At 64.7% G+C, this 26,841-nt stretch carries 22 protein-coding genes; 7 read left to right on the top strand and 15 right to left on the bottom strand.

Annotation, left to right across the window (positions count from 1 at the left end; translation table 11 throughout):
- Window positions 1-109: 109 nt before the first annotated feature.
- A complete protein-coding gene (locus ACOQPC_RS06185; protein ID WP_420607764.1) occupies window positions 110-2,173 on the top strand; it encodes a TonB-dependent receptor plug domain-containing protein in 2,064 nt (687 codons plus the stop codon).
- 27 nt (window positions 2,174-2,200) lie between these two features.
- Here ACOQPC_RS06185 and sdhA read toward each other — a convergent pair whose 3' ends face one another.
- The 3 genes from sdhA to sdhC are packed head-to-tail and all read right to left on the bottom strand — an operon-like array spanning window position 2,201 to window position 4,896.
- Window positions 2,201-4,069, bottom strand: coding sequence for a succinate dehydrogenase flavoprotein subunit (sdhA, locus tag ACOQPC_RS06180; RefSeq protein WP_420607763.1), 1,869 nt, complete (start codon window positions 4,067-4,069; stop codon window positions 2,201-2,203).
- Entirely contained in the window at window positions 4,069-4,458 is a 390-nt protein-coding gene (gene sdhD, locus ACOQPC_RS06175) for a succinate dehydrogenase, hydrophobic membrane anchor protein (RefSeq protein ID WP_420607762.1), read from the bottom strand. The genes sdhA and sdhD overlap by 1 nt, the downstream gene beginning before the upstream one ends.
- 3 nt (window positions 4,459-4,461) lie before the next feature.
- Window positions 4,462-4,896: a succinate dehydrogenase, cytochrome b556 subunit gene (gene sdhC / locus ACOQPC_RS06170; RefSeq protein ID WP_420607761.1), complete on the bottom strand. Its 435-nt coding sequence runs from the start codon at window positions 4,894-4,896 to the stop codon at window positions 4,462-4,464.
- Window positions 4,897-5,087: 191 nt separating this feature from the next.
- On the opposite strand from sdhC, the gene ACOQPC_RS06165 reads away from it, so the two are divergent.
- The 3 genes from ACOQPC_RS06165 (at window position 5,088) to ACOQPC_RS06155 (ending at window position 8,323) form a co-directional block, all read left to right on the top strand.
- The gene (locus ACOQPC_RS06165; RefSeq protein ID WP_420607760.1) at window positions 5,088-6,446 is read left to right on the top strand and encodes a methyl-accepting chemotaxis protein; all 1,359 of its coding nucleotides are present in this window, start codon (window positions 5,088-5,090) and stop codon (window positions 6,444-6,446) included.
- A 91-nt stretch (window positions 6,447-6,537) separates the two neighbouring features.
- Entirely contained in the window at window positions 6,538-7,254 is a 717-nt protein-coding gene (locus ACOQPC_RS06160; RefSeq protein ID WP_420607759.1) for an SDR family NAD(P)-dependent oxidoreductase, read from the top strand.
- Between the two features lie 103 nt (window positions 7,255-7,357).
- Window positions 7,358-8,323, top strand: coding sequence for a 50S ribosomal protein L11 methyltransferase (locus ACOQPC_RS06155; protein WP_420607758.1), 966 nt, complete (start codon window positions 7,358-7,360; stop codon window positions 8,321-8,323).
- Window position 8,324: 1 nt separating this feature from the next.
- Here the strand turns inward: ACOQPC_RS06155 and phhA are convergent, their stop codons facing one another.
- The gene (gene phhA / locus ACOQPC_RS06150; RefSeq protein ID WP_420607757.1) at window positions 8,325-9,212 is read right to left on the bottom strand and encodes a phenylalanine 4-monooxygenase; all 888 of its coding nucleotides are present in this window, start codon (window positions 9,210-9,212) and stop codon (window positions 8,325-8,327) included.
- Between the two features lie 47 nt (window positions 9,213-9,259).
- Between phhA and ACOQPC_RS06145 the strand changes: the two genes are divergently transcribed.
- Together ACOQPC_RS06145 and ACOQPC_RS06140 are read left to right on the top strand one after the other, a co-directional pair.
- A complete protein-coding gene (locus ACOQPC_RS06145) occupies window positions 9,260-9,946 on the top strand; it encodes a TIGR02117 family protein (RefSeq protein ID WP_420607756.1) in 687 nt (228 codons plus the stop codon).
- Window positions 9,947-10,002: 56 nt separating this feature from the next.
- Window positions 10,003-10,368, top strand: a complete 366-nt coding sequence (locus tag ACOQPC_RS06140; RefSeq protein ID WP_420607755.1) for a hypothetical protein — start codon at window positions 10,003-10,005, stop codon at window positions 10,366-10,368.
- 182 nt (window positions 10,369-10,550) lie between these two features.
- On the opposite strand, the gene ligA is transcribed toward ACOQPC_RS06140, so the two are convergent.
- The 3 genes from ligA to ACOQPC_RS06125 all read right to left on the bottom strand — a co-directional run bounded on the left by ligA (window position 10,551) and on the right by ACOQPC_RS06125 (window position 15,600).
- Complete coding sequence (gene ligA, locus ACOQPC_RS06135) at window positions 10,551-12,728, bottom strand: NAD-dependent DNA ligase LigA (RefSeq protein ID WP_420608084.1); 2,178 nt, start codon at window positions 12,726-12,728, stop codon at window positions 10,551-10,553.
- 254 nt (window positions 12,729-12,982) lie between these two features.
- On the bottom strand, window positions 12,983-14,647 hold the full coding sequence (gene recN / locus ACOQPC_RS06130; RefSeq protein WP_420607754.1) for a DNA repair protein RecN: 1,665 nt from the start codon (window positions 14,645-14,647) through the stop codon (window positions 12,983-12,985).
- 158 nt (window positions 14,648-14,805) lie between these two features.
- A complete protein-coding gene (locus ACOQPC_RS06125; protein WP_420607753.1) occupies window positions 14,806-15,600 on the bottom strand; it encodes an outer membrane protein assembly factor BamD in 795 nt (264 codons plus the stop codon).
- A 188-nt stretch (window positions 15,601-15,788) separates the two neighbouring features.
- Here ACOQPC_RS06125 and ACOQPC_RS06120 point away from each other — a divergent pair, with 188 nt between their 5' ends.
- Window positions 15,789-16,364 (top strand): GAF domain-containing protein, encoded by a 576-nt coding sequence (locus tag ACOQPC_RS06120; protein WP_420607752.1) that lies wholly within the window; start codon window positions 15,789-15,791, stop codon window positions 16,362-16,364.
- Between the two features lie 59 nt (window positions 16,365-16,423).
- Here ACOQPC_RS06120 and pnp read toward each other — a convergent pair whose 3' ends face one another.
- From pnp to nusA, 8 genes are all read right to left on the bottom strand, one after another.
- Window positions 16,424-18,733: a polyribonucleotide nucleotidyltransferase gene (gene pnp, locus ACOQPC_RS06115; protein ID WP_420607751.1), complete on the bottom strand. Its 2,310-nt coding sequence runs from the start codon at window positions 18,731-18,733 to the stop codon at window positions 16,424-16,426.
- Between the two features lie 258 nt (window positions 18,734-18,991).
- Window positions 18,992-19,261: a 30S ribosomal protein S15 gene (rpsO, locus tag ACOQPC_RS06110; RefSeq protein WP_420607750.1), complete on the bottom strand. Its 270-nt coding sequence runs from the start codon at window positions 19,259-19,261 to the stop codon at window positions 18,992-18,994.
- 22 nt (window positions 19,262-19,283) lie between these two features.
- Window positions 19,284-20,300, bottom strand: coding sequence for a tRNA pseudouridine(55) synthase TruB (truB, locus tag ACOQPC_RS06105; protein ID WP_420608083.1), 1,017 nt, complete (start codon window positions 20,298-20,300; stop codon window positions 19,284-19,286).
- Between the two features lie 138 nt (window positions 20,301-20,438).
- The gene (locus ACOQPC_RS06100) at window positions 20,439-21,020 is read right to left on the bottom strand and encodes a thymidine kinase (RefSeq protein ID WP_420608082.1); all 582 of its coding nucleotides are present in this window, start codon (window positions 21,018-21,020) and stop codon (window positions 20,439-20,441) included.
- A 13-nt stretch (window positions 21,021-21,033) separates the two neighbouring features.
- Window positions 21,034-21,435, bottom strand: a complete 402-nt coding sequence (gene rbfA, locus ACOQPC_RS06095) for a 30S ribosome-binding factor RbfA (protein ID WP_420607749.1) — start codon at window positions 21,433-21,435, stop codon at window positions 21,034-21,036.
- A gap of 201 nt (window positions 21,436-21,636) precedes the next feature.
- Window positions 21,637-24,207 (bottom strand): translation initiation factor IF-2, encoded by a 2,571-nt coding sequence (gene infB, locus ACOQPC_RS06090; RefSeq protein WP_420607748.1) that lies wholly within the window; start codon window positions 24,205-24,207, stop codon window positions 21,637-21,639.
- Window positions 24,204-24,902 carry a DUF448 domain-containing protein gene (locus ACOQPC_RS06085; RefSeq protein WP_420607747.1) on the bottom strand — a complete coding sequence of 233 codons (699 nt, stop codon included), beginning with the start codon at window positions 24,900-24,902 and terminating at the stop codon, window positions 24,204-24,206. The genes infB and ACOQPC_RS06085 overlap by 4 nt, the downstream gene beginning before the upstream one ends.
- A 174-nt stretch (window positions 24,903-25,076) precedes the next feature.
- Window positions 25,077-26,714 (bottom strand): transcription termination factor NusA, encoded by a 1,638-nt coding sequence (gene nusA / locus ACOQPC_RS06080; RefSeq protein ID WP_420607746.1) that lies wholly within the window; start codon window positions 26,712-26,714, stop codon window positions 25,077-25,079.
- Window positions 26,715-26,841 lie beyond the last annotated feature (127 nt).

Raw genomic sequence — 26,841 nt, 5'->3', positions numbered from 1 at the left:
CTTTCATCGATCAGCCTGCTGCCCTAGGCGTTTTATCCTTATAATACAGCTTCGATATCGATCCGATCAAGGCACGGAGCGGAAACGTCTGGCCGACAGGGAGACCCATTTGCCCAAGGCTCTGCTCATTGGCTTGCTGCTTGCCGGCACCAGCCTGGTACCGTTCGCGGCGGCTGGCGCGCAGGAGGCCGATCCGGTGCCGGCAAGCGAGCCGGAACCGGGCGCGGCCGGTGCGCGCGTGTTTCCGCCCACCTATTTCACCCAATATGCGCCGCAGACCGCGCTCGACATGGTCCGCCGCGTCCCCGGCTTCCAGATCGATCAAGGCGAGAACCGCCGGGGCCTGGGCCAGGGCGGCGCGAACGTGCTGCTGAACGGCGAGCGCTTCTCGGCCAAATCAACCGACATCTTCACCGCGCTCGGCCGCATCGGCGCGGCCAGCGTCACTCGGATCGAGCTGCTCGACGCCGCCTCGCTCGATATTCCGGGTCTGTCGGGGCAGGTTGCAAACGTGATCTATGAAGCCGGCGGCGGCGCGGGCCAGTTCCGCTATAGCCCGCAGGTGCGCACGCGCGGCACCGATCCGGTGCTATACAATGGCGAGATCAGCTATTCGGGCAAGCTTGGTAAGGTCGAATACACGCTGGGCTACGCCAATGGCTCCTACCGGCAGGGCAATGACGGGCCGGAGCTGGTGTCGGACGGCGACGGCGCGCTGATCGACCGGCGCGAGGAGTTCCTGCGAATCGAAGGCGAACAGCCCAAGCTCAGCGCGGCGCTCAAGCATCGTGACGATGCAGGCAATATCGCCAATCTCAACCTGGCGTTCGAACGTCCGCGCAGAACCGAACGGGAGCTCAGCTTCACGCCGCAACGCACCCGCCGGTTCTTTACGACCGAGCAAGAGTATAATTACGAAATCAGCGGCGATTACGAATTCGCGCTCGGCCGGGGGCGGCTCAAGCTGATCGGCCTCAACCGGTTCGAGCACAGCCCGTTCCGCAACGACCTGCGCACCGATTATGTCGACGGCCGGCCCGCCGCCGGCACGCTGCAGGACCTGTTCATCGACGAGGGCGAGACCATCGCCCGCGCGGAATATCGCTGGAAGGGCGGAAGCAATGACTGGCAGGTCTCGCTGGAGGGCGCGCTCAACGATCTCGATACCGACACGCTATTGTCCGAGTTGCAGCCCGACGGAAGCTTCGCCCCGATCGATCTGCCGGGCGCGGCGGCGACGATCCGCGAGCAGCGCGGCGAGGCCGATCTCAGCTGGGGCCGCCCGCTCACCTCCAAGCTCACCATACAGACCTCGCTCGGCGCGGAATATTCACGGCTGTCGCAGAGCGGCGCGCGCGGCCTCGTCCGGCAATTCGTGCGCTCCAAGGGCTTCGTCTCGCTCGCCTGGAAACCGCTGCCAACGCTCGATGTGCGGTTCAGGGCGGAGCGTTCGGTAGGCCAGTTGAACTTCTTCGATTTCGCGGCGCAGACCGATCTAGGCTCCGGCAATCAGGACGCCGGCAACCCCGATCTGGTGCCGCAGCAGAGCTGGGATTTCGAGCTTGAGGCGACCAAGACGCTCGGCCCGTGGGGATCGGCGACGTTGACGGCCGACTATCGCCGGATATCTGATCTGGTCGCGCAGGTGCCGATCGGCGCCTTCGGCGAAGCGCCCGGTAATGTGGATCTGGCCATCGTCTACGGTTTGAAAGCCACGGGGACGCTGAAATTCGAACCGCTCGGCTGGACCGGCGCGCAGCTCGAATTTTCCGGCCGCTACCGCCATGCCCGGCTCGACGATCCGCTTACCGGCGCGCGCATTCCGGTGAGCAACAATCTGAAATATGACATCGACCTTAATCTGCGCCAGGACATTCCCGAGAGCGATTGGGCTTATGGCGCGGGCTATTTCAAATTCGCCGAGGAACCGGGCTTCCGGCTGAACCAGATATCGCAGTTCACCTTTGCGAACGGCGATGCCTATCTCTATGTCGAGAACAAGGACGTGCTTGGCCTGAAGGTCCGCCTGACGGCGGGCAACCTGCTCGACACCGGCGAGAATTTCAGGCGCATTCTGTTCGTCAATCGCCGCGACGGGCCGATCGCTTTCGACGAAGCGCGCGAGCGCACCGCGGGCAAAGTCTTGACGCTGGATATCAGCGGGACGTTCTAGCCTGGCTTGCCGCAGTCTCGGCTGCGCTCAATACACCCGTTTCTTCGGCTCGATATAATCGACCTCGTCGGTCAGCGTGAACTCATGCACCGGACGGTAGCTAAGCTTCACGCCGTCGTTCGCCCCCGCGCCGGTCTTGCCGCCCCAGCCGTCATACCAGCTGACAGTGTGCTTCATCCATTCGGCGTCGTTGCGATCAGGAAAATCCTCATGGCTGTGCGCGCCGCGGCTTTCGTGGCGGTTGCCGGCGCTGGTGATCGTCACCATCGCCTGCGCCATCAGATTGTCGAGCTCCATCGTTTCGACCAGATCGGTGTTCCAGATCAGTGAGCGGTCCGATACCTGGATGTCCTGCAAGCGCGCATTGACCGTCTTCATCTTGTCCAGCCCTTCGGCCAGCGTCGCGGTGTCGCGGAACACGGCGCAATGCTTCTGCATCGTCTTCTGCATGTCCATCCGCACATCGGCCGTGGGCGAGCCCCCCTTGGCGTTGCGGAAATGGTCGAGCCGCTCGAGCGAGAATTCTTCCGATCCCTTGGCCAGCGGCCTGTGCGCGGAGCCGAGCTCGATCGTCGCGGCAAGCCGCTTGCCGATCGCGCGGCCGAACACGACGAGATCGATCAGGCTGTTCGAGCCCAGACGGTTGGCGCCGTGGACCGAAACGCAGCCCGCTTCGCCCGCCGCATAGAGGCCCTTGACCGTCGCGTCGGGATCGCCGGTGGTCGGGTTCAGCACCTCGCCATGATAATTGGTCGGGATACCGCCCATGTTGTAATGGACTGTGGGCACCACGGGGAGCGGCTTGCGGGACAGGTCGACACCAGCGAAAATCTTGCCGGTCTCGGTGATGCCGGGCAAGCGCTCGGCCAAGATCGCGGGATCGATATGGTCGAGATGCAGATACATATGATCGGCTTCCTTGCCGACGCCGCGCCCTTCGCGGATTTCGGCGGCCATCGCGCGGCTGACGACGTCGCGGCTGGCCAGATCCTTCGCGCTGGGCGCATAGCGCTCCATGAAGCGCTCGCCCTCGGAATTGGTGAGGTAACCGCCCTCGCCGCGCGCGCCCTCGGTGATCAGCACGCCGGCGCCGTAAATGCCGGTCGGGTGGAACTGCACGAACTCCATGTCCTGCAGCGGCAAGCCGGCGCGCATCACCATGCCGCCGCCGTCGCCGGTGCAGGTGTGGGCGCTGGTGGCGCTCTGGAACACGCGGCCGCAGCCGCCCGTCGCCAGCACTACGGCATGGCTGCGGAAGCGGTGGATCGAGCCGTCCTCGAGGCACAGCGCGATCACGCCGCGGCATTCGGGTCCATCGGCGCCATCTTCCATGATCAGGTCGATCGCGAAATATTCGATGAAGAAATCCGCGTCATATTTCAGGCTCTGCTGATAGAGCGCGTGAAGCATGGCGTGGCCGGTGCGGTCGGCCGCGGCGCAGGTGCGTTGCACCGGCGGGCCCTTGCCCATATTCTGCATATGGCCGCCGAACGGGCGCTGATAGATCTTGCCCTCATCGGTGCGGCTGAACGGCACGCCGGCATGTTCCAGCTCATAGACGGCGGCAGGCGCTTCGCGGCACAGATATTCGATCGCGTCCTGATCGCCCAGCCAGTCCGATCCTTTCACCGTGTCATACATGTGCCAGGTCCAGTGGTCCGGCCCCATATTGCCGAGCGACGCGGCGATGCCACCCTGCGCGGCAACGGTGTGCGAGCGTGTGGGAAACACCTTGGTGATACACGCGGTGCGAAGGCCCGCCTCGGCGCTGCCCATGGTCGCGCGCAGGCCCGAACCGCCCGCGCCGACGACGACCGCGTCATAGCTGTGATCGATGATCTGATAGGCAGGCTGGGTCGATGCGTTGGTATCGCTGGCGGCGGTATCTGAGGCCATTATGCGGCAGCTCCGGTGAAGGCGAGTTTGAGAACTGCAAAGGTGCCGAGCGCGGCGGCGGCGATCGCATAGAAATTAAGTAGGATGAGGAGCGGCAGTTTGCCACGCGCCTCATGCACATAATCCTCGATGAACACCTGCAGCCCCAGACGCAGGTGCCAGCAGGTGCTGACCAGCAGCAGGATCATCGGCACCGCGGCGAGCGACGAGGACAGCCACATGCTGACTATCTGGTAATCCAGCGAAGGCAACAGCAGCAACGATCCGACGAACCACAGCAGCAGCAGCAGATTGGCGATCGCGGTCAGCCGCTGGCCGATCCAGTGATGGGCGCCTTCCTTGGCGGAGCCCAGGCCGCGGACGCGGCCGATCTCGGTTCCATTACCCATGGTTCAGTTCCCCAATCCGCGCATAGCGACGTAAACGACCAGCAACAATGTCAGCAGGATCGATCCGACGAAAGTCAGGACCGCGACGGTGCGGTTGGTCTTCAATTCGTACCCTGCGCCCATGTCCATGACCAGATGGCGCAAGCCCGACAGCATATGCTGGAAGAAGGACCAGGCGACGACGATCGCGGCGAGCTTGAACAACACCGTGGTGATGGCGGCGAAACCGCCCGCGTCGCCCGCGTCGATCACCCATTTGCTGAAGCTGGCATAGGCATCGGCGCCGGACGCGGCGGCGAGCAGCCACCAGACCAACACCGGAATGCCGACCAGCGCCAATATGGTGCCCGTCGCCCGGTGCGCGATCGAGGCGGCCATATGCGGTCCCCATTTCCAGATCTGCAGATGCGGAGAGAGCGGACGATCGGCTCCGGCCATGATGGCTCCTTCGAGAGAAAGCTTTGGATTGGCCCGCCTTCTAGCCGAACCACGGGGCGATGCAACATGGCGCGCGCGATCGGCGATGCGTGGACCAAGCCTGCTAACCGAAGATTAACCACCTTGCCATAGAGAACCGAGCCCGAGGCTGTTGTACGCATCCTCTGTGCCCATCAGCAGGACATGACCCAATGACCCTCGCCGTATCTCTCGATCAACTTAGCGATCCGGAAGAGGCGATCATGCGACGCCTGAACAATTTGAACAAGGATGCCGCCCTGTTGGAGGAGCTGAAGAATTTAAGCGACGCAATTCGAGGTTCGGAGCGCCGCATCGCGGAAGTCTTCTGGAATGATTTCGCCGCCGACAATACCCCGGTCGCCAGACTGGATAAGAAAACGCAGGATCGGATGATCGACAAGGCCGAACGCTATATCATCGCGAAATATCATCGACCGTCCGATAACGAGTGGGTGAAGATCGCCCGCGAAAATGCCTTGAACACCATCAACTCCGGCATCGAACCGAGCCAGCTCTATGCGGCATTGACCGAAGCTCATCGCGAAACCCTGCGCGTCGTCGCGCAACGCTGCGATGGCGATTTCGATCGTCTCCAGCGGTTGGTCGATTGCCAGTTGCGCATCAGTGGGTTCGAAATGGAGGTCAGTTCAGCCTTTATGCACGAGGTGGTGCGCGGGCAGGATCGCATCGCTCGCCAAAACGGGCTGGACGCGTTTCGCGAGCAGATCGAAACCGCGGTGCGCAACGCCAGCGAGCGCCGCAATTCAGTGAGCACGACCGCCGCCGACGCCAAGCATTCCGCGCACAGCATGCTCGGCAAGAGTTCCGAGGTCGCGGCCGCGTCCGAACAGTCCGCCGTGGCGATGCGTGAAGCGGCGCAGACCGCCGCCGGTCTGATTCGGGCTATCGAGGAAGCGCGCGAAGAGGTCGAGCAGTCGGTCGATGTCACCTCGCGCGCCGCCGCGCAGTCCGAGGAAGCGGTCAGCGTCAGCCAGGCTTTGTCCGAACACACCCAATCGATCGAATCGATTTTGGGGTTGATCCGCGACATCGCCGGACAGACCAATTTGCTTGCGCTCAACGCCACCATCGAGGCCGCCCGCGCCGGGGAAGCGGGCCGCGGCTTCGCCGTCGTCGCACAGGAAGTGAAGAGCTTGGCCAACCAGACCGCCAAGGCCACCGATGAAATCGACCAGAAGATCAGCGCGATCCAGGCCGCCACCGTGCGAACGGTGGAAATGAACGGCTCGATTCGCGAAACCGTGGGTGAAGTCAAATCGTCGGCGGAGCGCATCCGCCAGGCCATGGAAACGCAGGCCCAGACCGTCACCATGATCACCAGCGCGGTCGACGAAACCGCTTTGGCCGCGGATTCGATGTCGAGCACCATCTCCTCGATCCGCCGCGATAGCGAGAACGTCACCGACGAGATCGACCGGGTGAGCCAGGCCTTTGCAGAAATGGACGGGCATCTGGCCCAACTCGACGGTGCGGCCGAAGATTTCGTGAAGCGATTCGCCAACGGCTGATCGCGCGCATCGCCGAAGGAAGTGACGCTCGGCCTCGTTCCCGAAGCCTTCTGCTCTTTCGAATCGGCTCCCTATCCTCTACGTCCGGGCCATGACCCAGACCGCCCACATCCTGCTCACCGGCGCCAGCCGCGGCATCGGCAAGGCCGTTCACGAAGCGCTCGGCATGGCCGGAGCCCGCAACATCGGCCATGCCAGCACGTCACGCGGAGACCTGATCGGCGCTGACCTTTCGACGCCCGGTGCCGCCGCCGACCTCTGGAACGATGCGCTGGAACGGCTGCACGGGCGCATCGACGTGCTGGTCAACAATGCCGGCATCTTCGAAGCCAATCCGCTCGACGCCTCCGATATCCAATGGCTGGATGGGTGGGAACGGACCATGCGCATCAACCTGACCGCGTCGGCGGAACTCAGCCGCTATGCCGTGCGCCACTGGCAGGAGACCGGCAGCGGCGGCCGGATCGTCAACGTCGCCAGCCGCGCGGCTTATCGCGGCGACAGCCCGGCGCATTGGCATTATGCCGCGTCCAAGGCGGGCATGGTCGCGATGACCAAATCGATCGCGCGCGGTTACGGCGCCGATGGCATTCTCGCTTTCGCCGTCTGCCCCGGCTTCACCATGACCGGCATGGCGGAAGACTATCTGGCGAGCCGTGGCGGCGAGCGATTGCTAGAGGACATCCCGCTCGGCCGCGTCGCCGAGACGTCCGAAATCGCGGACATCGTGAAATTCTGCGCGCTCGACGCTCCGCCATCGATGACCGGCGCGGTGATCGACGCGAACGGCGCGAGCTTCGTGCGCTGACAAACGGCCCCCTCCTTTGTCATTGCGAGGAGCCGCAGGAAACAGTGCTGCAACCATTCTGGATTGCCGCGGCCTGCGGCCTCGCAATGACGAGTTTTTGATCATGCCGAGCTACAAACTCACCCTCCCCTGCACTCGCGCCGAAGCGGACCGGCTCGCAGGCGACATCTCCGCCTTCGTCGAGCTTGATCCGATGCCCGCTCTGGTGGCGCACGAACGGGGCGAGGATAGCGGTGAATGGCTGGTCGAGGCCTATTTCGAACAGCGGCCCGACGAGACCACCGCCAACGCCCTGCGCGCGCTGATCCCGAGCGCACAGGACGCGGACGCGGCGATCGAGCAACTGGACGACGAGGACTGGGTCACTGCCAGCCAAGCGGGGCTCGACCCGTTTCGGGTCGGGCGCTTTTACATACGTCTCAGCGGCGAACTCGCGCCGGACGACTCTTCGCTGATCGACCTGCAGGTCGACGCCAGCCGCGCCTTTGGCACCGGGCATCATCCGACGACCCATGGCTGCCTTTCCGCGCTCGATGCTCTGAAATCGGAAGGCAAGCGCTTCCGCCGCATCGCGGATATCGGCACCGGCACCGGCCTGCTCGCCTTTGCCGCCGCGCGGTTGTGGCCGCAGGCGCGGATCGTAGCGAGCGACATCGATCCGGTCGCGGTCGAGTTGGCCGCCGAGTTCGCCGCTATGAACGGCATCGCCGCCGGTCGGGAGCCGGAGGCGCTGGTGCTGGTCGCCGCGCCGGGCACCGATCATCCGCTGATCCGCCGGCGCGCGCCTTATGATCTGGTGATGGCCAACATCCTTGCCGGTCCGCTGATCGCGCTCGCTCCCGATCTCGCGGCGCTCCAGCAGGGCGGCGGCACTCTGATCCTCGCCGGTCTGATACGTGATCAGGCCGAGGGCGTTGCCGCCGCCTATCGCCGCGAGGGCTATCGTCTCGTCGAGCGCCGCGACCGCGAAAACTGGCCCACGCTGGTTCTGCGCAAGCGTACCCGCAAGGGCTATCGACGCAAGCAACGGCGCGCGCTTCCCAAGCCGATCGGCACGAGCGAGTGGTAGCTCACGCGTCGCGCTCGACTTCGAGACTCTTGGCCATCGCGTAAGTCTGCGTGCCCCGAGTAATGACATCGTCGCCCTCAACCAGCTCGGCCACCTCGATATCGCGCTGGTCTGCCAGCCGCTCGTACACCGGCGCGAAATCGGTTTCCACGGTGACGTTGAGCAGGCTCTCGAAGCTGTCGATCACGAAATAATTCTGCTGATAATCGTCGATCCGGTATTTGGTGCGCATTACGCGTTCAAGGCCGAAGCCGATACGGTTGGGGCTGTCGCTGTCCAGCGCGAACTCGCTCTCGCCGAAGCTGGAAACGATGCCCGCGCCGTAGATGCGGAGCCCCTCGGCCTCGCGCACCAGCCCGAATTCCACCGTATACCAGTAGAGCCGCGCCAGCTTCTCCAGCGCGCCCAGCTTCAGCGCGCGCTTGCCCCCGCGCCCATAGGCCGCCATGTAATCGCCGAAGGTCGGGTCGGCGAGCATCGGCACATGGCCGAACACGTCGTGGAAGATATCCGGCTCTTGCAGATAATCGAGCTGGTCCGGCCGGCGGATGAAGTTGCCCGAGACGAAGCGGCGGTTGGCGAGATGATCGAAGAACACGTCGTCCGGCACCAGCCCCGGCACCGCCACCACCTGCCAGCCGGTCGCCGCCGTCAGCCGCTCGTTGAGCTCGGCGAAGTCCGGGATGCCGGGCTTGGACAGTTGCAGCACGTCGAGACCCTTGAGGAATTCGCTCGACGCGCGGCCGGGCAGCATGTCGCGCTGGCGGGCAAACAGCTTGTCCCAGGTGGCGTGCTCTTGCGGCGTATAGCGGTCCCAACCCTGCGGGATGGTCCAGTCGGGCGCGGCGCCCTCCGGGGGCGTTTCGAAGACGTGACTTTCTGCGTTCATGAGCCGATCATAGCATGATGCGAGGGGAAAACGGAAGAGCGCGAACTTTGCTTTCGTGGCGGCTGGCCAGATCGGGACTCGCCTGGCTGATTCTGGCGATCGGCCTTTATTTCGGAGCCGCGCTGGCCGGCTCGTTGATCGCTGTCAATCCCGGTTGGCGGCAGCCCAAGCGCGGCGTTGAGATCTGGGTCGAAACCAACGGCGTCCACACCGGCATCGTCATGCCGCTCGCCAACGGCCTCGCCGATTGGCGCGACCTGCTGCGGCCAGAGGACATTCGCGATCCGCGCTATTACAGCACGCATATCCTGGTCGGCTGGGGCGAAGCGCGCTTCTACCGCGAGACTCCGAACTGGACCGACCTGACCCCCGCCGTCGCCTGGCACGCCGCCGCCGGATCGGACGAGGTGCTGATGCATGTCGATTTCCTCTACAATCCCGGCGCCCAATCCTTCCGCCGCCGAGTGGTGGTGAGCGAAGCGCAATATCGCCGCCTCGCCGCCGCGATCCGCGCGCAGTTCAGCCCCGGCGCCGATGGCCGCGCGCCGTCCAGCTTCGGCTACGGCCCCAACGACGCCTTCTATGCGGCGCACGGCCATTACAGCGCTTTCACCACCTGTAACGCCTGGACCGGCCGCATCCTGCGCGACGCTGGGATCGCGGTAGGGGTATGGACGCCGATGGCGGGCGGCGTGATGCGCTGGTTTCCGCAACCGAGACAGACCGTTAACTGACGGTTCAGCGGGCAAGCGACATTTCGTTCCGATCCATCGCATCCAGGGAGGTTCATATGCGCCAATGGAAATATACCGCGGCCATTGCAATGCTTTGCGCCTCGACGGCCGCCATGGCGATGGATGCGCAGACATTCTACGCACGCGGACAGGCCCTGCAGAAAAAGGGTGTGATGGCGATGCTGTCGAGCGATTTCAAACCGCTGATGAACGAGATGAAAGCCGCGGGCAAGTCGGTCAAGGCGGAAAACGATGCCGCCAAGAAGAACGGCGCGCCGCTATATTGCCCGCCGGCCAAGGGTAAAGGAATGAGCGCCGAGGAGGTACTCGAGGAATTCGGTACGGTTCCGGAGGCGCAGCGCAGGACATTGTCCGTGCGGGATGCCTGGAAGCGCATCCTGATCCGCAAATATCCCTGCTGATGTCGCAGATGCCTTGCTAGGTTTATGCCGTCATTGCGAGCCCGCAGGGTGAAGCAATCCAGGGCAGTTGCAGCGCTGTAGCCACTCTGGATTGCCCTTCGACTGACTGCTTGCAGCAGTCGCTGAGGACAGGCTTCGTCGCCTCCGGCTCCTCGCAATGACGGAAAGTATAAGCGCACCCCCTACCCCGCCTTCGCCACGATCGCCGCCCAGCCGGCCTCGTCGATCACCTCGACCCCCAGTTCCGTCGCCTTTTTGAGCTTCGATCCCGCGCCCGGCCCGGCCACCAGCAGATCGGTCTTGGCGCTGATCGAGCCGCTCGCCTTGGCGCCCAGCCGTTCGGCCTGCGCCTTGGCCTCGTCGCGGCTCATCGTCTCCAGCTTGCCGGTGAACACCACCGTCTTGCCGGCGACCTCGCTGGCCAGCGTTTCGGTAACATAGGGTTCGGGATCCACCTCGGACATCAGGTCGTCCCACGCTTCGCGGTTGTGCTTCTCGTGGAAGAAATCGGCGAGCGCTAGACCGACTGCGGGGCCGATCCCGTCGGTCCGCACTTCGAGGATCGCCTTGATCGCCTCGTCCATCCGGCCGATATATTTGCCATCGCTTTCGTCTTGCGATCTGGGATGCTCTTCGCGGTATTTGTAAAATTCCGCCGCCTTGCCGGGCAGTCTTTCGAGCTTGCCCAGCCCCTTCATCAGATCGCGCGCGGTCACGCTTCCGACATGGCGGATGCCAAGCCCGAACAGCAGCCGCGCGGCATCGGGCCGGCGCTTCGCCTCGATCGCCGCCAGCAGATTGTCGACCGACTTGTCCTGCCAGCCCTCGCGCTCCAGGATGTCGGCACGGTGCTGGCGTAACCGGAAAATATCGGCAGGCCCGTGGATCAGCCCGGCTTCCAGGAATTCCGCGATGCTCTTCTCGCCCAGCCCGTCGATATCCAGCGCGCCGCGCGAGACGAAATGGGCGAGCCGCTGAAAGCGCTGCGCGGGGCAGATCAGCCCGCCGGTGCAGCGCACATCGACCTCGCCCTCCTCGGCCACCGCCTCGGACCCGCATTCGGGACAGGTCTCGGGAAAATGGAATGCGGGGCGCTTTGCGTCGCGCGTGAGGTTTTCGACCACCTGCGGGATCACATCGCCGGCGCGCTGGATGCGGACGCGGTCGCCCGGCCGCACGCCCAGCCGCGCGATCTCGTCGCGGTTGTGCAACGTGACGTTCGAAACCACCACGCCGCCCACCGTCACCGGGGTCAGCCGCCCGACCGGGGTCAGCTTGCCGGTGCGCCCGACCTGGATGTCGATCGCCTCCAGCGTCGTCTCCGCCCGTTCGGCGGGGAACTTGTGCGCGATCGCCCAGCGCGGCGCCTTGGCGACGAAGCCCAACCGCGCCTGCCAGTCCAGCCGGTCGACCTTGTAGACCACGCCGTCGATATCGTAAGGCATGTCGGCGCGCTGCGCCTCGATCGCGCGGTAATGCGCGAGCAGCGCGTCCAGCGTATCGAAGCGCTTCAGATGCTCGGACACCGGGAAACCCCAGCTTGCGATCGCGCGCATCACCTGCGTCTGCGTCTCGCCCGGCACCCTCGAAGCTTCGCCCCAGCCATGGGCAAGGAAGCGCAGGGGCCGCGCCTCGGTCACCGATGCATCCTTCTGCCGCAGCGACCCGGCGGCGGCGTTGCGCGGATTGGCGAAGATCTTTTCATCCGCCTTTTGCTGCGCAGCATTGAGCGCGGCGAAATCGGCCTTCGCCATATAAACCTCGCCGCGCACCTCGAACAGATCGGGGACCTGCTTGTCCCCCTCCCCTTCAGGGGAGGGGTTAGGGGTGGGGGCTTGCCTCGAATGTCGCGTTTGATTGATAGTCCCCACCCCCGGCCCCTCCCCTGAAGGGGAGGGGAGAAATTGCGGGATATCCGCAATCGTCCGCGCATTGGGCGTCACATCCTCGCCCACCTGCCCGTCGCCGCGCGTGGCGGCGCGCACCAGCCGGCCCTGCTCGTAGCGCAGCGAGAGCGACAGCCCGTCGATCTTGTCCTCGGCGGTCAGGCAGAGCGGTTCGTCCTCGGCCAGGCTCAGGAAGCGCCGGACGCGCGCCAGGAATTCGGCGATGTCCTCATCGGAAAAGCCATTGTCGAGCGAGTAGAGCCGCTGCTCGTGCCGCACCTTGGCCAGCGGCGAACCCGCCACCGCCGCGCCGACCGCCGCGTTCGGGCTGTCCGCGCGCACCAGGTGCGGGAATGCCGCCTCCAGTGCATTGTTGCGCTTGATCAGCGCGTCATAGTCCGCGTCCGATATCTCGGGCGCGTCCTCGGCATGATAGAGCCGGTTGTGATTCGCGATCGTCTTGGCAAGCTTCATCAATTCATTGGCGGCCTCGGCCTCGGTTTCAGGCAAATCGCTCACGCGGACTGCTCGCTTGATTCGCGGCGCCCGTGAAAGGATATTGCGCGGAAGTTCACAATGGGCCGTATACGTCCCCCCCCTGTTGCCCCCCGCGCGAGGATATTATGTAAAGTGGCGGATGGGGAAGAGGCAGGCGATCGCATGGCACGCAGGATAGCCGATGCGGCGTGCTGTAGGACAGCGAGAAATGGCGATCGCAACTGGAGGGTTTACACCCCCTCCAGCAAACGGTCCGCCTGTGCCCTCGCCTCGTCGGTCACCTCCGCACCGGACAGCATCCTCGCGATTTCCTGCCGCCGTTCGCTCGCGTCGAGCTGATGCACGCCGGTCCTCGTCACCGTACCGTCATTCGACTTGGCGATGACAAAATGATGCGTGCCGGTGGCAGCGACTTGCGGGCTGTGGGTAACGGCGAGGAGCTGTCGGCTGGACGCTAGCCGCGCCAGTCGCTCGCCGATCGCGCTGGCGACGGCGCCCCCGACGCCGCGATCGATCTCGTCGAAGATGATCGTGGCCGCCCCGCCCTCTTCGGCCAGCGCCACCTTGAGCGCGAGGATGAAGCGCGAGAGTTCGCCGCCGCTGGCGATCTTGGCGAGCGGCGCAAACGGAGCGCCCGGATTGGTCGATATGAGAAATTCGATGCGGTCCTTGCCGCGCGGCCCCCATTGTTCGGGCGGCATATCCTCCAGCGCCGTGCGGAAGCGCGCGGCGTCGAGCTTCAGCGGTGCGAGCTCGCCCGCCACCGCGGCGTCGAGCCGGGCACCCGCCTGCGCGCGCGCATCGGTCAGCGCCTGCGCGGCCGTTGCATAGGCCCCCGCCGCCGCCTTTTCGGCGCGTTCGAGCGCAGCGATGCTCGCGGCGCCGCCCTCCAGCGCATCGAGCCTGGCCGCCAGCCGATCCAGCAGATCGGCCAGCGCATCGGGCTCGACCTGATGCTTGCGCGCCACCGCGCGGAGTTCGAACAATCGCGTCTCGACCGAATCGAGCCGCGCGGGTTCGAACGCCAGCGCCTCGGCGGCGGCGCCCAGCTTGTCCTCGGCCTCGCCGGCCTCGAGCAATGCGCGGTCGAGCGCTGCGAGCGCCTCCCCCAGCAGCTTGTGTCCCTCCGACACGCGGTCCAGCCGCCGCGCGGCACCGCGCAATTGCGCCAGGCCGCCGTCGGAGCCTTCGAACACCGCGCGGATCGCGTCGAGATCCTCGGCGATCCGCTCGCCCGCCTGCATCGATGCGCGTTCCTCGGCGAGCGTCTGCTCCTCGCCGGGCTCGGGCGAGAGCGCTTCGAGTTCGCCCACCGCATGGTCCAGCCATTCGCGGTCGCGCTCGGCCTCGTCGCGTTCGGCGCGCGCGGTTTGCAGCTGCTCGCGGGCCGTGATCCAAGCCTTGTGCGCGGCGGCCACGGGCGCGGGGTCGCAGCGACCAAAAGCGTCCAGCAAGGCGCGGTGGCCGCGTGGGTTGAGGAGGCCACGATCGTCATGCTGGCCGTGGATTTCGACGAGATGGCGCCCGACCTCGCGCAGCAGCGCCGCGCTCACCGGCTGATCGGCGAGATACGCGCGGCTGCCGCCATCGGCTTTCACCGTACGGCGAATGACCAACGGCTCGCCGGGCTCATATTCGATCTCGTTGTCTACGAGCAGCGCAGCGAGCTTCGATCCGGGTGCGGGCGCGGCGAAGCTGGCGGTAACCTTTGCGCGCTCTGTCCCCTGTCGCACCAGCCCGCTATCGGCGCGCGCGCCCAGAGCGAGGCCGAGCGAATCGAGCAGGATCGACTTGCCCGCGCCGGTCGCGCCGGTCAGCACGCTGAGCCCACCCTCGAACTCGAGGTCGAGCGCTTCGATCAGCACGACGTCGCGGATGGAAAGCGCGGTGAGCATGACGACCCCCTCAGGTCGTCACCCCAGCGAAAGGGAACCCAGCAAAGTAGTACTTTGCTGGGACCCGAGCGAAAGCTGGGGTCTCGGGCGTGCAGGCTTTGCCGGTGCGCTGGAGATTCCAGCTTTCGCTGGAATGACGATATGAGAGCTGTTCGCTGTCATGAAACCTGCGTCGGGGCCTTGTCCTGCATCAGCTCATAGGCGCGTTCATACCATTTGCTGCCGGGATAATTGGCGCCGAGCACGGCGGCGGCTTTCTTGGCTTCCACGGGGATGCCGAGCGAGAGATAGGATTCGACCAGCCGGTACAAAGCCTCGGGCGCGTGCGTCGTCGTCTGATATTTGTCGACTACTTCGCGGAAGCGCAGCGTGGCGGCGAGCCACTGGTTGCGGCGCTGATAGAAGCGGCCGATCTCCATTTCCTTGCCGGCCAGATGGTCGTTGACCAAATCGATCTTGAGCGCGGCATCGGCGGCATAGCGCGTTTCGGGATAGCGGCGCTGTACCTCGCCCAGCGCGGCGAGCGCCTGCTCGGTCGTGCTCTGGTCGCGCCGCACATCGGCGATCTGCTCGTAATAGCTGACCCCGATCAGATAATAGGCGTAGGGCGCGTCCTTGTTGCCTGGATGGATCGACAGGAAACGCTGCGACGATGCGATCGCCTTGGGATAATCGCCCTCGCTATAATAGCTGAACGCGCTCATCAGCTGCGCGCGGCGGGCCCAGGGCGAATAGGGGTGCTGCCGCTCGACCTCGTCGAACAGGGCCGCGGCGAGCTTGTACTGGCCCTTATCGAGGCGATCCTTGGCGGCGTTGTAGAGCGTGCCGACGTCGCGCGCGACATAGGCCGTATCCTCGCCCTTGTTGCCGCCGCCGATACCCAAGGTGGAGCATCCCGCGAGCAGGACGGGCGCAAGCGCCAGCGCGCCGCTGCGAATATAAATGCGTGTCATGGCGCGATCCCTAGCCTGCGTAACTCTCCACGCCAAGCCGTAAGCGCGTCTGGCTGTATCGCGGATGAAGGCACGCCGCGGCATGATCGCTCCCACATGCTTGGGTTAATAGCGGTTAACCATGTCTGGCGTGCATTTCTTTTCATCTCCTTCCTATCCGATGACGTGGAAGCCGAACCAGTGGCGCGATGTTTGAAACGATCAGGATAGGCGTGATGCACCCTTCTTCCAGCGAACCGACCCCCCTCTCCGAACAAGCCCGCCTCGAGGCGCTATACGCGCTGAACCAGCTCGATACCGGGGAGGACTCCGAACTGCAGGCGATCGTCACCGAAGCCGCCGGCTTCTTCAACGCGCCGATCGCGCTCGTTTCGCTGGTCGATCGCAACCGCCAGTGGTTTCGCGCCCGCCATGGGCTCGACGTCCGCGAGACCGCGCGCGGCTGCTCCTTCTGCACCCACGCGATCCGGGGGGAGATGGTCTACGAAGTCATCGATCCGCTGAAACATCAACTGTTTGCGGACAATCCGCTCGTCCTGGGCGATCCGAACATTCGTTATTATTGCGGCGCCCCCCTCCGGCTGGAAAACGGACGCCGCGTCGGCACCTTATGCGTGATCGACGACCGAACGCGCGGCCCCGCCAGTGAAATGCAGAAAAGCCATCTCGAAAAACTGGCCCAGGACGTCGTCTCGCGCTTCTACGAACTCGGCGAGACGGCACGCACGCAGCCAGCTTCCCGTCGAGCCGTCAGCGCCCGATAAGCAAAGGGTGGCGCCGGATCGACCGGCGCCACCCATTTGTCCGGCGCGATAACGACTTATCAGTCGTTCGTGATGAAATCGGGCAAGGGGGCGTTCTCGCCCTTGGCACCGTCGTCACTTCCGCCATCGCGGCCACCGCCGCGCGGACCGCGCCCACGACCGCCACGGCCCCGGCCACCGCCATCGCCGCGTCCACCGCCGTCACGGTCGCCCCGCGGCTTGCGGTCACCGCGATCGCCCCGACTCTCACGTGGCGGACGGCTGTCCTCCAGCTCCTCGCCGGTTTCCTGATCGACGACGCGCATCGACAGGCGGACCTTGCCGCGCTGGTCGATCTCGAGCACCTTGACCTTGACCTCCTGCCCTTCGGACAGAACGTCGGAGACCTTTTCGACGCGCTCATTCTTGATCTCGGACACGTGAACCAAACCGTCCTTGCCGCCCATGAAGTTCACGAACGCCCCGAAATCGACCAGGTTGACGACCTTGCCGCTGTAGACCTTGCCGACTTCGGCCTCTTCCACAATGCCTTCGATCCACTTCTTCGCGGCTTCGATCTGGCTGACGTCGGAAGACGAGATCTTGATCACGCCGTCATCGTCGATATCCACCTTGGCGCCGGTTTCCGCGACGATCTCGCGGATGACCTTGCCGCCCGTGCCGATGATGTCACGGATCTTGGTCTTGTCGATCTGCATCGTCTCGATCCGCGGCGCGAAGTCCGACAGTTCCTGGCGGGTGCCGCCGAGCGCTTCGTTCATCTTGCCCAGGATGTGCGCACGGCCGTCCTTGGCTTGGCGCAAAGCGGTCTTCATGATCTCCTCGGTGATCCCGGCGACCTTGATGTCCATCTGCAGCGAGGTGATGCCCTGCTCGGTGCCGGCCACCTTGAAGTCCATGTCGCCCAGATGATCCTCGTCACCCAGAATGTCGGACAGCACGGTGAAGTCCTTGCCCTCGAGAATGAGACCCATGGCGATGCCCGACACCGGACGCTTCAGCGGCACGCCCGCGTCCATCATCGCCAGCGAACCGCCGCAAACGGTCGCCATCGAGGACGAACCATTGCTCTCGGTAATGTCGCTGAGCACGCGGATGGTGTACGGAAATTCGTCCATGTCGGGCAGCACGGGACGCAGCGCGCGCCATGCCAGCTTGCCATGGCCGGTCTCGCGGCGGCTGGTGAAGCCGAAGCGGCCCACTTCGCCGACCGAATAGGGCGGGAAGTTATAGTGCAGCATGAAGCGCTCGTAGCTGAGCCCTTCCAGACCGTCGATCATCTGCTCGGCGTCCTTGGTGCCCAGCGTGGTGGTGCAGATCGCCTGCGTCTCGCCGCGCGTGAACAGCGCCGAACCATGGGCGCGGGGCAGGAAGTGCACCATCGCCTCGATCGGGCGGATCTCGGTGGTCTTGCGGCCATCGATACGGCTGCCGTCCTTTAGGATGGCACCGCGCACGATCTCGGCTTCCAGCTTCTTGACCATTTTGTTCGCGGTCATCTGCTGCTGGCCGTCGGCGTCGGCATAATGCGCCTTGGCCTTGTCGCGCGCCTGGTTGAGCGCGTTCGAACGCTCGGACTTGTCGGTCAGCTTGTAGGCGGCGGCGATGTCCTTGCCGACGATGCCGCGCAGCTCTTCCTTGACCGCGTCGTTACCGTCCGCGCTCTTGACTTCCCACGGCTCCTTGGCGGCCTTTTCGGCCAGATCGATGATCGCGTTGATCACCGGCTTGATGTGCTGATGCGCGAACATGACCGCGCCGAGCATGACGTCCTCGTCCAGTTCCTTGGCCTCGGACTCCACCATCATCACGGCGTCGCCGGTGGCGGCGATGACGAGGTCGAGTTCGCCGTCTTCCTTGATCGTGGAAAGGCTGGGATTGAGAATATATTCGCCGTCCTGATAGCCGACGCGCGCGCCGCCAATGGGTCCCATGAAAGGCAGACCGGAGATGGTCAGCGCAGCCGAGGCCGCGATCATCGCCAGGATATCGGGCTCGGTCTCACCGTCAAAGCTCAGCACCTGACAGATCACGTTGATTTCGTTGTAGAAACCTTCGGGGAACAGCGGGCGCACCGGACGATCGATGAGACGGCTGGTGAGCGTCTCCTTTTCGGTGGCGCGGCCTTCGCGCTTGAAGAAGCCGCCCGGAATGCGTCCGGCGGCCGAGAATTTTTCCTGATAGTGGACGGTGAGCGGGAAGAAGTCCTGCCCCTCGCGCACGCTCTTTGCGGCGGTCACGGCGCACAGCACCACGGTATCGCCGTAAGTTGCCAGCACGGCACCATCAGCCTGACGGGCAATGCGGCCGGTTTCCAGAACGAGGGTCTTGCCGCCCCATTCCAGTTCTACTTTTTTCGTATCGAACATGTATTTTCCTTATGAACCTTTCGGCCAGATTGCGCGAAGGGACCTCTATTTCCGCACGGGTCCGGTGCGGATCGGATCGGGGCCCATTGGCACCCTTTATGGCCACCCGCCTCATTGCGGGGAGCCCGTTATTGTTCGCCTTACCCGATCCCCGGCGAAAGCCGGGGTCCATCGGGTGAGGTTCGGTGATGGATCCCGGCTTTCGCCGGGATGACGCAATACGTAAACGGCCCGCCAATGGCGGGCCGAACGATTGCGTCACTTACGCAGGCCGAGCTTCTTGATCAGGTCGGCATAACGCTGCTCGTCTTTCTTGCGGAGATAATCCAGCAAGCTGCGGCGCTTGTTGACCATGGCCAGCAGGCCGCGGCGCGAGTGATTGTCCTTGTGGTTGTTCTTGAAGTGATCGGTCAGGTTGTTGATGCGGTCGGTAAGGATCGCGACCTGCACCTCCGGCGAACCGGTATCGCCCTTTTCGCGGGCGTGATCGTTGATGACTTCCTGCTTGCGTTCGGCAGTGATCGACATAAAATTCTTCTTTCTTCGAACATCATAGATTGAAACCGCGGACGATGCGGAGGTCTCCGCCGGTAATTTCGACCAGCGCGACGGGGATATTCTCCTCGTCCCGCGCCAGCTTCAAACCGTCGTCTGCGGCGATCCCGGATAGAAGACGGCCCTGGCGGACCGCGATTGCCTCCCCGGGGGTGAGGGGAAGAGCCGGGATGTCGTCCAGCCCTGCCTCGATCGGCAAAAGTGCTTCCTCAAGCGCGGCCCCATGACCGAGTTCGGCCAGCCTGTCCAGCGAAATCGCGGAATCGAGCGCGAACGGGCCCGCTCGCAGCCTCCTCAACATGGTGACGTGGCCGAAACAATCAAGGGCGCGCGCGATGTCGCGGGCCAGGCTGCGGATATAGGTGCCCTTGGAAACGTGGGCCTGGAGGGTGATCTCCTGAAGATCCTCCCCGGCACGGGGAGGGGGACCGCCGACGAAGTCGGTGGTGGAGGGGGCGGCGGTGCAACCGCCGCTGCGCGGCGGCCCCTCCACCACTTGGCTGTCGCCAAGCGGTCCCCCTCCCCCCGCTGCGCGCGGAGAGGATTTTGTAAACAGCCCATGCACCGTCACCCCGCGCGTCGTCATCTCCACCGGCTCCCCGGCCCGCGCCAGATCGTAAGCGCGGCGCCCGTCGATCTTCAGCGCGGAATATTTGGGCGGAATCTGCTCGATCGGGCCGGTGAAGCGCGGCAGCACCGCTTCAATCGCCGCCAGCGTCGGCCGCGCATCGCTGCGCTCGGCTACCGCCCCTTCGCCGTCCAGCGTAGCGGTCTCCACGCCAAAGCCGATGGTGAATTCATACACCTTGCTGGCATCGAGCATCCGCCCGGCCAGCTTGGTCGCCTCGCCCAGCGCGATCGGCAGCACGCCGGTCGCCAGCGGATCGAGCGTGCCGCCATGGCCGACCTTGGTCTTGGCATAGCCGCCCGAGCGCAATGCCCGCTTCACCGCCCCCACCGCCTGCGTGGAGCCGAGGCCCAGGGGTTTGTCGAGGATCAGCCAACCGGAAATAGGTTGGAATCGGTCATGATCCTCACCTAAACCGTTCGCCCTGAGCTTGTCGAAGGGCTGTCCTGTTTTTCGCTAGGTTCCAGCAAGAGAAGAACGATCCTTCGACAGGCTCAGGACGAACGGTCTTGATGGCCAGGTTCAATCTGATCGCAGCCGTTCCATGAAATGCCGCCGGCACAGCGCGACATAGCGCTCCTCGCCGCCGATCTCGGTCTGAGCACCCTCGCGCACCGCTTGCCCACGCGCATCCACACGCAGGTTCATCGTCGCCTTGCGTCCGCATTCGCACACGGCTTTCAGCTCTATGAGCGCGTCGGCGATGCCGAGCAGCGCCGCAGCGCCGGGGAAGAGCGCGGCCTGAAAATCGGTCCGCAGACCATAGCACAGTACCGGGATATCGCGCTCGTCGGCGAGCCGCGCGCATTGAAACACCTGCTCGCGCGAGAGGAACTGTGCCTCGTCGATCAACAGGCAGGCGAGGGGCGTATCCGCATGCTGGCGCATCACCGCTTCAAACATATCGGTGGCGGCATGGAATCGGTGCGCATCGCTCGACAAGCCGATCCGCGAACTGATTGCGCCGAAGCCCAACCGATCGTCGATCGCCGCGGTCCATAGCATCACGTTCATTCCGCGCTCGCCATAATTGAACGCGGTCTGCAACAACGTGGAGGATTTGCCCGCGTTCATGCTGGCATAATAGAAATAAAGCTTCGCCACTGCGCCTAGACGATCAGTCGCCTTCGCCAAGATCCTGCGCCACCTTGGGGTCGCGCAGCAGCCTGTCGATATGGTCGCCCTCTTCAAAGCTTTCGTCGATGAGGAATTTGAGCTCGGCGGCATATTTCATCCGCACGCGCTTGGCGACTTCGCCCTTCAGATAGCCGGCATTGTCCTTCAGCGCCGCGCCGATCTCAACCTGATTCTGGCCGAGCAGCGGCTTGAAGAACACGGTGGCATGGCGCAGGTCCGGCGACATGCGCACTTCGGTGACCGAGATGGTCTCGCCCGCCAACCGCGGGTCGTGCACCTCGCCGCGCACCAGCAGTTCGCTTAGAATGTGGCGCATTTGCTCGCCGACCCGCAAAGTGCGGATCGAGCGGCCTTCGGGGCTGGTGTCGTTATATTTGGCCATCTCGATGCTCCAACCCTCTTCCGCTTGCGGGAGAGGAGCGAGCCCCGGACTTGATCCGGGGCGCAGCGGTGACGGCTGCCCCCGCAGTGTCATCCTGTCGACGGTGCCAAGGCACCGCCCACCCTCATCCAACTTCGCCTAGCCGGTGAACCGGCAAGGCTGCGTATCCTTCTCCCGCCCAGGCGGGAGAAGGTTTTGCAGTTACAGCGTCCGTTCGCGTTCCTCGACCTCGAACACCTCGAGCATGTCGCCCGCCTTGATGTCGTTGGTGTCTTCCAGAACCACGCCGCATTCGAGGCCCGCGCGGACCTCGGCGACATCGTCCTTGAAGCGCCGCAGCGAGGCGATGACCGTCTTCGATACGATGACATCGTCGCGGTTGAGGCGCGAGCGCAGGCCCTTGCGCAGGAACCCGTCGGTGACGAGCAGACCCGCCGCCTTGTCGCGCTTGCCTGCGGGAAACACCTCTTTCACCTCGGCCCGGCCGACGACCGTCTCGATGATCTCCGGCCCCAGCTCACCGGCCATTTCCTTGCGGATATCGTCGGTCAGATCGTAGATCACGTCGAAATATTTGAACCGCACCTTTTCGCGCTCGGCGATCTGGCGGGCCTTGGCGTTGGGCCGGACGTGGAAGCCGATGATCGGCGCGCCCGAGGCGGCCGCCAGCGTCACGTCGCTCTCGGTGATGCCGCCGACGCCCTGGTGCAACACACGCACCTTGATGTCGTCGGTCGAAATCTTGTTCAAAGCCTGGACGATCGCCTGGGCGGTGCCCTGCACATCGGCCTTGATCACCACCGGATATTCGATCGCCGCTTCGGTGCCCATCGCCGAGAACATGTTCTCCAGCGACGTCGGCGCCTGCGTGGTGCGCTGCTTGCGCGCCTGCTCAGACCGATAGGCCGCCACTTCACGGGCACGCTGCTCGTTCTCGACCACGGTGAGCATGTCGCCCGCGTTCGGCACGCCGGACAGGCCGAGGACCTCGACCGGCACCGATGGCCCGGCTTCCTTCACCTGCTTGCCCTTGTCGTCGATCAGCGCGCGGACCTTGCCGCTCTCGCCGCCGACCACGAAGATGTCGCCGCGCTTCAATGTTCCGCGATTGACGAGCACGGTGGCGACCGCGCCGCGGCCCTTGTCCAGCTTGGCCTCGATCACGATACCCTCGGCATCGCGGTCCGGCCGCGCCTTCAGCTCCATCAATTCGGCCTGCAGCGACAGCTTTTCGAGCAGATCGTCCAAACCGGTCTTCTTGAGTGCGGACACTTCCACGTCCTGCACGTCGCCGCCCATATCCTCGACGATGACCTCATGTTCCAGCAGACGCTCGCGCACCTTCTGGGCATTGGCGCCTTCCTTGTCGATCTTGTTGATCGCCACGATCATCGGCACGTCGGCCGACTTGGCGTGGTTGATCGCCTCGATCGTCTGCGGCATCAGCCCGTCGTCCGCCGCGACCACCAGGATCACGATATCGGTGACGTTGGCGCCGCGCGCGCGCATTTCGGTGAACGCCTCATGCCCAGGCGTATCCAGGAAGGTGATCAGATCGCCATTCTTGGTCTTCACCTGATAGGCGCCGATGTGCTGCGTGATACCGCCCGCTTCGCCAGAGGTGACGCTGGTGCCGCGGATGGCGTCGAGCAGGCTGGTCTTGCCGTGATCGACATGGCCCATGACCGTGACGACGGCCGAACGCGGCTTCTGCGTATCTTCCGGATCGACGTCGGTGGCGGTATCGATCTCGATATCGGCTTCGGACACGCGTTTGATCTTGTGGCCGAATTCCTCGACCAGCAGCTCGGCGGTGTCATGGTCGATGGTCTGGTTGACCGTGACCACCAGATCCATGTTGAACAGCGCCTTGACCAGGTCCGCGCCCTTTTCGGCCATGCGGTTGGCGAGTTCCTGCACGGTGATCGCGTCGGGCACCACCACTTCGCGGCTCTGCTTGGGCTGCGCCTCGCGCTTGCGGCCCGTCATCTGGGCACGCTTTTCCTTGTCGCGCGCACGCTTCAGCGCGGCGAGCGAGCGGGCGCGGGCGCCATCGTCTTCGTTGAGCGCGGTCTTGACCGACAGCTTACCCGAACGGCGTCGATCTTCTTGCCCGACCTTGGCGCGGGCGGGCTTTTTGTCCTTTTCCGGCTTGGCCGCGCGCTCGGGGCGCTCGACCGGGGTGAACCGGCGCGGCGGCGGGGCATCGGCGCTGGGCTGCACGGCCTCGGGCTGCGCATCGGCGGCGGGCTGCGAGCTATTCTCGGCCGAAGTCTCGGCCGACTGCGCGGGCACAACGGTTTCGGCGGGAGCCTCGGCAATCTTGTCCTCGGCGGCACGATTTTCCTCGGCGCGGCGACGCTCGTCATCAAGCGCCTTGGTCTTGGCCTCTTCCTCGCGGCGGCGGCTGTCCTCGGCCTGATTGAGGCGGGCCTCTTCCGCCTCGCGCAGCAATTTTGCCTGCACTTCCTGCCGGGTCAGATTGTCGATCGGCGGCTTGCGCGGCGCTTGGGCCGGCGGCGGTGACTTCGCAGCGGGCGCTGAGCGCGGCGCGGGGGCGGGTGGCGGCGGCGCGAGCGCCTCTTCCTTGGCCTTGTCAGCCGCGGCAGCCTGACCGGGCTTGCCGACCAGCTTCTTGCGCTTGACCTCGACCTCGACCTTATGGGTGCGGCCATGGCTGAAGCGCTGCTCGACCTGGCCTGCGTCGACCGACCGTTTCAGGGTCAGCGGCTTGCGGGTCAGTGTCGGCTTGTCTTGTGTATCATCACTCATCGAACAGCAGTCTTCCTAAAGTCTTCTTCATGTGTCGCAGCTTGACCGTCCCTGTACGCGGGGGCGGCACCGTTACGGCATCCGGTGTAATTTAACCAGCGGGCGAGATGGCGCAGCACGCGTGCCGCTGCTTCCTCCCCCAGAATCGCGGCGTGGACCGCATTATCGCGTCCCAATGCCATAGATAGGGCATCGCGGTCCACCGGCAAGACGAGTCCGGTCTCGCCGGAGCCTTCGCGCCCGGTCCCGACGCGCAGCGCCTGATCGAGCTTGCGGCGGCCATCGGGCCGGGAATCGCAGGCGTGCAGCAGCAGCGATACCCGGCCAGACCGCGCCCGCTCGGCAATTTTTTCCGATCCGGTGAGCAGGTTCGACGCACGCGCCTCCAGCCCCAGCCGGTCGAGCGTTGCCTGCCTCAGCTGCGCCTCGATCCATTCGGGCAGATTGTCCGGCACGGTGACGCCGCCGGTCTTGCCCCCTGTCTTGAAAGCCCGCGCGAGCGCGCCCTTCATCCGGCCTTTGGCGATGGCGTCTTCCAGTTCCCCGCGCGAGACGCCGAGCCACGCGCCGCGTCCGGGTGCCCTGGCGCCCACATCGGGTGCCAGCTCGCCATCGGGCGAGACCGCGAGCCGGATCAGCAAATGCTGCGGCGCGCGCTCACCCGACAGGATGCAGCGGCGAATGGGATCGCTCATAAACTCCCCTCCCGCTTGTGGGAGGGGCCGGGGGTGGGATCAGACGGTCGGGGGCTCGATGCCCCCGATCGGCTCTTCGAGCCGAACGTCTCGCCACAGCGAGCCGCCCCCACCCCTCGATCCCCCCCCCTGAAGGGGAGGGGGAAATAAGCAGCGCTACCTAAGCGGCGCGTGTCATTGGGAAGCTTCCGCATCGGCGGCCTCCCCTTCTTCTGCGGACGCGGCGTCGGCGGCACCCTCATCCTCGTCCTCGAACCAGTGCGCGCGCGCGGCCATGATGATCTCGTTGCCCTGCTCTTCGGACAGGCTGTACGAGGCCAGTACGCCGGGCTTCACCTCGACACGGCGGCGGTCGCTGTTCGAGCGGCGCGGTTCCTGGCGCGGCTTGAAGATCAGCTCGTCGGTGGCGAGATCGGCCAGATCGTCGAGCGTCTTGATGCCCGCCTTGCCCAGCGTCACCAGCATGCCCTCGGTCAGGATCGGCAGCTCGGACAGGGCATCTTCCACACCGAGTTCGCGGCGTTCGGTGCGCGCGGCTTCCTCGCGCCGTTCCAGCGCTTCCATCGCGCGGCTCTGCAGCTCCTCGGCCAGTTCGTCGTCGAAACCCTCGATGCCGGAGATTTCCTCCAGCGCGACATAGGCGACCTCTTCCAGCTCGCTAAAGCCCTCGGCCACCAGCAGCTGCGACAGCGTCTCGTCGACGTCGAGCTCTTCCTGGAACAGTTCGGTGCGCTCGGCAAATTCCTTCTGCCGCTTCTCGGAGCTTTCCTCCTCGGTCATGATGTCGATGCCATGGCCGGTGAGCTGGCTGGCGAGCCGCACATTCTGCCCGCGCCGTCCGATAGCGAGGCTGAGCTGATCGTCGGGCACCACCACCTCGATGCGGGTCTCTTCCTCGTCGATTACGACGCGGCTGACCGTGGCCGGCTGCAGCGCGTTGACCACGAACGTGGCGGTGTCCTCGCTCCAGGGAATGATATCGATCTTCTCGCCCTGCATTTCCTGCACGACGGCCTGCACGCGGCTGCCCTTCATGCCGACGCAGGCGCCGACCGGATCGATCGAGCCGTCGTAGCTGATCACGCCGATTTTCGCGCGGCTGCCCGGATCGCGGGCGGCCGCCTTGATCTCGATGATGCCGTCATAGATTTCGGGCACTTCCTGCGCGAACAGCTTTTTCATGAAATCGGGATGCGCGCGGCTGAGCAGGATCTGGGGCCCGCGATTTTCGCGCTGGACCTTCAGGATCAGCGAGCGGATGCGGTCGCCGGTGCGCACCATTTCGCGCGGGATCTGCTGGTCGCGGCGGATGACGCCCTCGGCGCGGCCCAGATCGACCACGATATGACCGAACTCGACCGACTTGATGACGCCGGTGATGATCTCGCCCGCGCGGTCCTTGAATTCCTCGAACTGGCGCTCGCGCTCGGCGTCGCGAACCTTCTGGAAGATCACCTGCTTGGCCGACTGGGCGTCGATGCGGCCGAGATCGACCGGGGGCAGCGGATCGACGATGAAATCGCCGACGCCCGCGTCTTTCTGCAGCTTCTGACCCTGCTTCAGGTCGACCTCTTTGAAATGATCCTCGACCTCTTCGACCACCTCGACCACGCGCCACAGTTGCAAATCGCCGGTCTGCATGTCGAGCTTGGCACGAATGTCGTTCTCGGCGCCGTAGCGCGAGCGCGCGGCGCGCTGGATCGCTTCCTCGAGCGCTTCGACGACGATCGCCTTGTCGATCATCTTCTCCTGCGCCACCGCATTGGCGATCGCGAGCAGTTCTGCCTTGTTGGCGGAAATCGGGCTGGGCATGATTGTCTCTCTCGTCTCTCTTCTACGTTTTACCACCGCATGCGCTTCTGCGAAAGCAGGAGCCCAGGGTTATCTAGTTCTACCGCACCCTGGGCTCCTGCTTTCGCAGGAGCGCCTAGCGTTCGGT

It is taken from the genome of Novosphingopyxis sp. (genome assembly GCF_965218915.1).
In the GTDB taxonomy this organism is placed as follows: Bacteria; Pseudomonadota; Alphaproteobacteria; order Sphingomonadales; family Sphingomonadaceae; genus Novosphingopyxis.
This window is presented reverse-complemented; position numbering and strand designations above follow the sequence as displayed.

Bases quoted from the DNA above. Each gene is read 5' to 3' on its own strand.
- pnp (WP_420607751.1), bottom strand. From the start codon at position 18,733: ATGTTCGATACGAAAAAAGTAGAACTGGAATGGGGCGGCAAGACCCTC.
- sdhC (WP_420607761.1), bottom strand. From the start codon at position 4,896: ATGGCCGGAGCCGATCGTCCGCTCTCTCCGCATCTGCAGATCTGGAAA.
- rbfA (WP_420607749.1), bottom strand. From the start codon at position 21,435: ATGGCCAAATATAACGACACCAGCCCCGAAGGCCGCTCGATCCGCACT.
- ACOQPC_RS06085 (WP_420607747.1), bottom strand. From the start codon at position 24,902: ATGAGCGATCCCATTCGCCGCTGCATCCTGTCGGGTGAGCGCGCGCCG.
- ACOQPC_RS06160 (WP_420607759.1), top strand. From the start codon at position 6,538: ATGACCCAGACCGCCCACATCCTGCTCACCGGCGCCAGCCGCGGCATC.
- ACOQPC_RS06125 (WP_420607753.1), bottom strand. From the start codon at position 15,600: ATGACACGCATTTATATTCGCAGCGGCGCGCTGGCGCTTGCGCCCGTC.
- ligA (WP_420608084.1), bottom strand. From the start codon at position 12,728: ATGAAGCTTGCCAAGACGATCGCGAATCACAACCGGCTCTATCATGCC.
- recN (WP_420607754.1), bottom strand. From the start codon at position 14,647: ATGCTCACCGCGCTTTCCATCCGCGACGTCGTGCTGATCGAAGCGCTC.
- rpsO (WP_420607750.1), bottom strand. From the start codon at position 19,261: ATGTCGATCACTGCCGAACGCAAGCAGGAAGTCATCAACGATCACGCC.
- nusA (WP_420607746.1), bottom strand. From the start codon at position 26,714: ATGCCCAGCCCGATTTCCGCCAACAAGGCAGAACTGCTCGCGATCGCC.
- ACOQPC_RS06155 (WP_420607758.1), top strand. From the start codon at position 7,358: ATGCCGAGCTACAAACTCACCCTCCCCTGCACTCGCGCCGAAGCGGAC.
- sdhA (WP_420607763.1), bottom strand. From the start codon at position 4,069: ATGGCCTCAGATACCGCCGCCAGCGATACCAACGCATCGACCCAGCCT.
- ACOQPC_RS06140 (WP_420607755.1), top strand. From the start codon at position 10,003: ATGCGCCAATGGAAATATACCGCGGCCATTGCAATGCTTTGCGCCTCG.
- ACOQPC_RS06165 (WP_420607760.1), top strand. From the start codon at position 5,088: ATGACCCTCGCCGTATCTCTCGATCAACTTAGCGATCCGGAAGAGGCG.
- sdhD (WP_420607762.1), bottom strand. From the start codon at position 4,458: ATGGGTAATGGAACCGAGATCGGCCGCGTCCGCGGCCTGGGCTCCGCC.
- ACOQPC_RS06120 (WP_420607752.1), top strand. From the start codon at position 15,789: ATGTTTGAAACGATCAGGATAGGCGTGATGCACCCTTCTTCCAGCGAA.
- phhA (WP_420607757.1), bottom strand. From the start codon at position 9,212: ATGAACGCAGAAAGTCACGTCTTCGAAACGCCCCCGGAGGGCGCCGCG.
- infB (WP_420607748.1), bottom strand. From the start codon at position 24,207: ATGAGTGATGATACACAAGACAAGCCGACACTGACCCGCAAGCCGCTG.